General features: G+C 70.6%; 5 protein-coding genes. 4 read left to right on the top strand and 1 reads right to left on the bottom strand.

The features are described 5' to 3' along the window. Window positions 1–195: 195 nt before the first annotated feature. A complete protein-coding gene (locus tag ACFWYS_RS20640) occupies window positions 196–1,632 on the bottom strand; it encodes a regulator (RefSeq protein ID WP_384770675.1) in 1,437 nt (478 codons plus the stop codon). 237 nt (window positions 1,633–1,869) lie between these two features. Between ACFWYS_RS20640 and lipB the strand changes: the two genes are divergently transcribed. The 4 genes from lipB to ACFWYS_RS20620 all read left to right on the top strand — a co-directional run bounded on the left by lipB (window position 1,870) and on the right by ACFWYS_RS20620 (window position 5,022). Then, a complete protein-coding gene (gene lipB, locus ACFWYS_RS20635; protein WP_384770672.1) occupies window positions 1,870–2,709 on the top strand; it encodes a lipoyl(octanoyl) transferase LipB in 840 nt (279 codons plus the stop codon). A gap of 121 nt (window positions 2,710–2,830) precedes the next feature. Then, window positions 2,831–3,796, top strand: coding sequence for a lipoyl synthase (gene lipA, locus ACFWYS_RS20630; protein WP_384770669.1), 966 nt, complete (start codon window positions 2,831–2,833; stop codon window positions 3,794–3,796). 255 nt (window positions 3,797–4,051) lie between these two features. Continuing rightward, entirely contained in the window at window positions 4,052–4,252 is a 201-nt protein-coding gene (locus tag ACFWYS_RS20625; RefSeq protein ID WP_272124690.1) for a hypothetical protein, read from the top strand. A gap of 68 nt (window positions 4,253–4,320) precedes the next feature. Beyond that, the gene (locus ACFWYS_RS20620; RefSeq protein ID WP_384770665.1) at window positions 4,321–5,022 is read left to right on the top strand and encodes a DUF4191 domain-containing protein; all 702 of its coding nucleotides are present in this window, start codon (window positions 4,321–4,323) and stop codon (window positions 5,020–5,022) included. The last annotated feature ends 133 nt before the right edge of the window (window positions 5,023–5,155 follow it).

Raw genomic sequence — 5,155 nt, 5'->3', positions numbered from 1 at the left:
TGGGGGGGGGGGGGGCGGTCCCCGGGTCCAACCACTGGCGGGGGGGGCCTTTGCTGGGCGGGCCCCCCCGCCCCCCTGGGGGGGCCCGGGGCTGTGTCTATATGCGGCTCCGCCGCGGGGCGCGACCAGCCACAACGAACCGGCACACGGCACACAACCGGTCGAAGTCACGGCGATGCCCCCAACTCCAACGCCCTACCCCAGCGCAGCGACCTTGTCCCGATACCCCCGAACCGGCGCCGCATCCCGATACGGCTCCAACCTCCGCTCGAAGTCCTTGACGTACTCGATCGCCCGCACAGAACGCATCTCCGCGGCCTGCCCGGCGGCCTCCGCACCGAGCGCACAGGCCTGATCGAGCTCACCGAGCCCCAGCCGGGCGGAGGCGAGCACCACCCGGCAGAACAACCGGCTACGGGCATACGCGGGCGCCCGCAGCTGCAGCGACCGCTCGGCATGCTGCGCCGCCGCCCGGAACTGCTGCAGATCCCGGTGGCAGTGCCCGAACTCGTCGGCGAGCTGCGCCTCGTCGAAGAACCGCGCCCAGTGCGGGACGTCGTCGACGGGCCGGGCCGCTTCGAGGGCGCGCTCGGCCCGCACCAGCGACGCCGTACAGGCGCGCACCTCACCGAGTACGCCGTGCCCGCGCGCCTCACACGCGTGCAGCAGGGCCTGCACGACCGGCGGCGCGCTGGTGCCGACACCCTGCTGGGCCACCCGCGCCAGCTGGACGGCCTCGCGGCCGTGCCCGAGGTAGACGGCCTGGCGGCTCATGGTGACGAGGACATAGGAGCCGTACGCCCGGTCCCCGGCCGCCTGTGCGAGCCGCAGCGACTGGACGAAGTACCGCTGGGCGAGCCCGTGCGCGGCGATGTCGAACGACGTCCAGCCCGCGAGCCTGGTCAGGTCGGCGGCGGCGGCGAACAGCTTGCGGCCGGTCTGCTCGCCGTAGGTGCCGCGCAGCATCGGCTCGCACTCGTGCTCCAGGTAGCGCACGAGGGCCTGCCGGGCGTGGCCGCCGCCGTACATGTCGTCGAGGGAGCGGAAGAGCTCGCCGACGGAGCGCAGCGCGGCGATGTCGCCGCCGGTGACCTTCTGGCCGGGTCCGCGCTCGCCCTGGCTGCGCTGGCGGGGTACGGCGGGCCGCCCCTGGGCGGGGATGCGGGCGAGCGGTTCGCCGCGGGCGACCTTCTCGTCGGCGCGGCCGATCAGCCAGTCCCGGCTGGGCACGACGAGCCCGGCCGGGGTGAAGGCGATCTTGCGCAGTTCGGCGTGGCTGCCGGAGTCCTTGCGCCACAGGCCGCTGACGATGTCGACGGCCTCCTCGGGGGTCGCGGCGAACTCCAGGCCCGCGTACACCGGTGCGCAGGCGTCGAGCCCGAGGTCCTGGGCCGACAGACGGCGGCCGAGGCGTCGGGTGAAGACCTCGGCGATGAGGGCGGGGGTGGTGCCGCGCGGCTGCTGTCCGCGCAGCCAGCGGGTGACCGATGTCTTGTCGTATCTGAGATCAAGCCCGTGTTCGAGGCCGAGCTGGTCCACCCGGCGGGCGAGACCCGCGTTGGAGAATCCCGCTTCTGCGATGAGCGCGGCGAGCTGTCGGTTGGGAGTGCGCTGCGCGGGTCGTTCCGTCATCTGCGGTGCGGTCTCCTGCCTTTCGGGCCTCGCAAAGCCATACGGCCATCGAGTGCCCGGATTGCCGGTGAGCAGCCCTTTTGGACTCTCGAACGGCGCGAATGTAGCGGAGAGTAAGCAGTCGATCGCACATTTCGCCGACTATTCATCCGATCGTGTGAGGATTGCCCTACTGAGCTGACGCGGGCCGACGGGCATCACCCGAACGAGCCGGTCGTACAGTGGCGTAGGCACACTTTGTGCCTTACGACTTTCCGGTCTTCCAGGGAGGCGCTTGCCGTGAGTGAGTTGCGGTTCGTCCGTATGGGATTCGGCGCGGACGCCGTCGAGTACCAGCAGGCGTGGGACGAGCAGCGCCGGGTGCACGCGGCGCGGTTCGAGGACGAGATCCCCGACACGGTCCTGCTGCTCGAACACCCTCCGGTGTATACGGCCGGCCGGCGCACGGCGGACGACGAGCGGCCCCTGGACGGCACGCCGGTCGTCGACGTGGACCGCGGCGGCAAGATCACCTGGCACGGCCCCGGCCAGCTGGTCGGTTACCCGATCCAGAAGCTGCCGCGCCCGGTGGACGTCGTGGCGCACGTACGACGGCTGGAGGAGGCCCTGATCCGCACCTGCGCGGAGTTCGGCCTGGAGACCAGCCGGGTCGAGGGCCGCAGCGGCGTATGGGTGCTCGGCGATCCGCTGGAGCAGCGCCGGGCCCTCGGCGGGCTCTCGCTGGACTTCGACCCCCGTCTCACCGACGAGGAGTTCGACCCGCGTCTGAACGGCCCCGAGTACGCCCCGTCCAACGCCGGCCAGCGGCGCGAGGACCGCAAGATCGCGGCGATCGGGATCCGGGTCGCCAAGGGCGTGACGATGCACGGCTTCGCGCTGAACGTGAACCCGGACAACAAGTGGTTCGACCGGATCATCCCGTGCGGCATCCGGGACGCGGGCGTCGCCTCGCTGGCCAACGAGCTCGGCCGTGACGTCACGATCGACGAGGTGCTGCCGGTCGTCGAGCGGCACCTGACGGACGTACTGGAGAACGCAGAGCCGAAGCCGCGGGAGATCGAGAAGGCGACCGCCTGAGGCCGGGAATCAGCCCTGCGGCCGCGGGGTTGGCCTGACGGCAGGGCTCAGTAAACACGGGCGTACGCTGGTGTATGCCGACGAATCGAAGACCATGCAAGCCAATCAGCAGGGAGCCGACGTGTCCGCAGTCTCACCGGACGGACGCAAGATGCTGCGCCTGGAGGTCCGCAACAGCCAGACCCCCATCGAGCGCAAGCCCGAGTGGATCAAGACCCGGGCGAAAATGGGTCCCGAGTACACCAAGATGCAGAACCTCGTGAAGAGCGAGGGCCTGCACACGGTCTGCCAGGAAGCCGGCTGCCCCAACATCTACGAGTGCTGGGAGGACCGCGAGGCGACCTTCCTCATCGGCGGCGACCAGTGCACCCGGCGCTGCGACTTCTGCCAGATCGACACCGGCAAGCCCGAGGCGCTCGACCGTGACGAGCCGCGCCGCGTCGGCGAGTCCGTGGTCACCATGGACCTGAACTACGCCACCATCACCGGCGTCGCCCGCGACGACCTCCCGGACGGCGGCGCCTGGCTGTACGCCGAGACGGTCCGCCAGATCCACCAGCAGACGGCGGAGCGCGAGGCCGGCCGCACCAAGGTCGAGCTGCTCGCCCCGGACTTCAACGCCGTACCGGAGCTGCTGGCCGAGGTCTTCGCCTCCCGCCCCGAGGTCTTCGCGCACAACGTCGAGACGGTCCCGCGGATCTTCAAGCGCATCCGCCCGGGCTTCCGCTACGAGCGCTCCCTGAAGGTCATCACCGAGGCCCGCGACTACGGCCTGGTCACCAAGTCCAACCTGATCCTCGGCATGGGCGAGACCCGCGAGGAGATCAGCGAGGCGCTCCAGCAGCTGCACGACGCGGGCTGCGAGCTCGTCACCATCACGCAGTACCTGCGCCCGAGCGTCCGGCACCACCCCGTGGAGCGCTGGGTCAAGCCGCACGAGTTCGTGGAGCTGAAGGACGAGGCCGAGCAGATCGGCTTCTCCGGCGTGATGTCCGGGCCGCTCGTCCGCTCCTCCTACCGCGCCGGACGGCTGTACCAGATGGCCGTCGAGAAGCGGGGTTCCTACGTCGCCTCGCAGGCCGTCTGATGGCACGGAGTGCCACTTAAGCGTGTGAACCTGCGCACAAGCAACTACCCCCAGGTAGCGGCCGATTGACGCGGTCCTGGACGTCCCCGCAGATAGCGGCGCCGTCAGGGCCGCGTCAAGCTTTTCGGGCGGCGTATTAAGGCTTCATTGGTGTTTGACCGGTCGGTCACGCCCTGGTAACACCAATCAGTGACCCTGGTTGTACACCCCGTGCACCACTCACCAAAGCCGTCATCCCGAGGGGGGACCTCCACCATGCAGGCCGCGCCCGTTCGCGCCACCGCAATCCCGTCGTTCACCGATGCACTCCGTGCCGTCGAGTCGCTGCTCATGAGCAGCGGTCAGCGCACCGCCCGCCGCAATGCCTGGACGTCCGTACTGGAGGACCGCCGTCGCGCCAAGGACCGCGTCGAGGCACAGCGCGTCCTGGACGAGGTCACCTCCGTCGGTCCCTGACCCCCGCGTACGCCTCCCCCACGGCACTGCCGTCGTCGGCGCTCCCGGGGCCACGTAGACTTCGTGGCATGGCGAGGAAGGACACGGCAGCGGACGCTGCGAACCCCGGGCGACTCAAGCAGATCGCTCTGACCTACAAGATGACCCGCAAGGCCGACAAGAAGATCGGTCTTGTACTCGCGGCTGTCGGAATCGTCACCTTCGGTGTCTTCCTCGCGATCGGTTTCTTGATCGGTCACCCCATCTATCTCGGCATCCTGGGCCTGTTGCTCGCCTTCCTCGCGTCGGCGATCGTGTTCGGGCGCCGGGCCGAGCGGGCCGCCTTCGGGCAGATGGAAGGCCAGCCGGGCGCTGCCGCGGCCGTGCTGGACAACATCGGCCGAGGCTGGACGACCACACCGGCGGTGGCGATGAACCGCAGTCAGGACGTGGTTCACCGGGCCGTCGGCAAGGCCGGCATCGTGCTCGTCGCCGAGGGCAACCCGAACCGGGTGAAGGGCCTGCTGGCCGCCGAGAAGAGGAAGATGAACCGCATCGTCGCGGACGTGCCGGTGCACGACCTGATCGTCGGTGCGGGCGAGGGGCAGGTCGAGCTGAAGAAGCTGCGGACCACCATGCTGAAGCTGCCCCGCGTCCTGACCGGCCCCCAGGTGACCGCCACCAACGACCGGCTGCGGGCCATGGGCGACCTGATGAGCAACATGCCGTTGCCGAAGGGCCCGATGCCCAAGGGCATGAAGCTCCCGAAGGGCGGACCGAAGGCCCGCTAGGCGCCCCTCACGGCTATGAACGGGGCGGGGGCGGGGCGGGGGGGGGGCGGCGGGGCGCGGGGGGGCGGGGGGGGGGGCCCCCCGGCGGGGCCGCCGCGGGGGGCCGGGGCCAGCGCCCCCCCGGGGGGGGGTC

Origin of the sequence: Streptomyces sp. NPDC059010, from assembly GCF_042740355.1 — a bacterium.
GTDB lineage: Bacteria > Actinomycetota > Actinomycetes > Streptomycetales > Streptomycetaceae > Streptomyces.
Note: the sequence above shows the minus strand (reverse complement) of the source record. Positions and strands in the feature narration are given on the sequence as shown.

Bases quoted from the DNA above. Each gene is read 5' to 3' on its own strand.
- ACFWYS_RS20625 (WP_272124690.1), top strand. From the start codon at position 4,052: ATGCAGGCCGCGCCCGTTCGCGCCACCGCAATCCCGTCGTTCACCGAT.
- ACFWYS_RS20620 (WP_384770665.1), top strand. From the start codon at position 4,321: ATGGCGAGGAAGGACACGGCAGCGGACGCTGCGAACCCCGGGCGACTC.
- ACFWYS_RS20640 (WP_384770675.1), bottom strand. From the start codon at position 1,632: ATGACGGAACGACCCGCGCAGCGCACTCCCAACCGACAGCTCGCCGCG.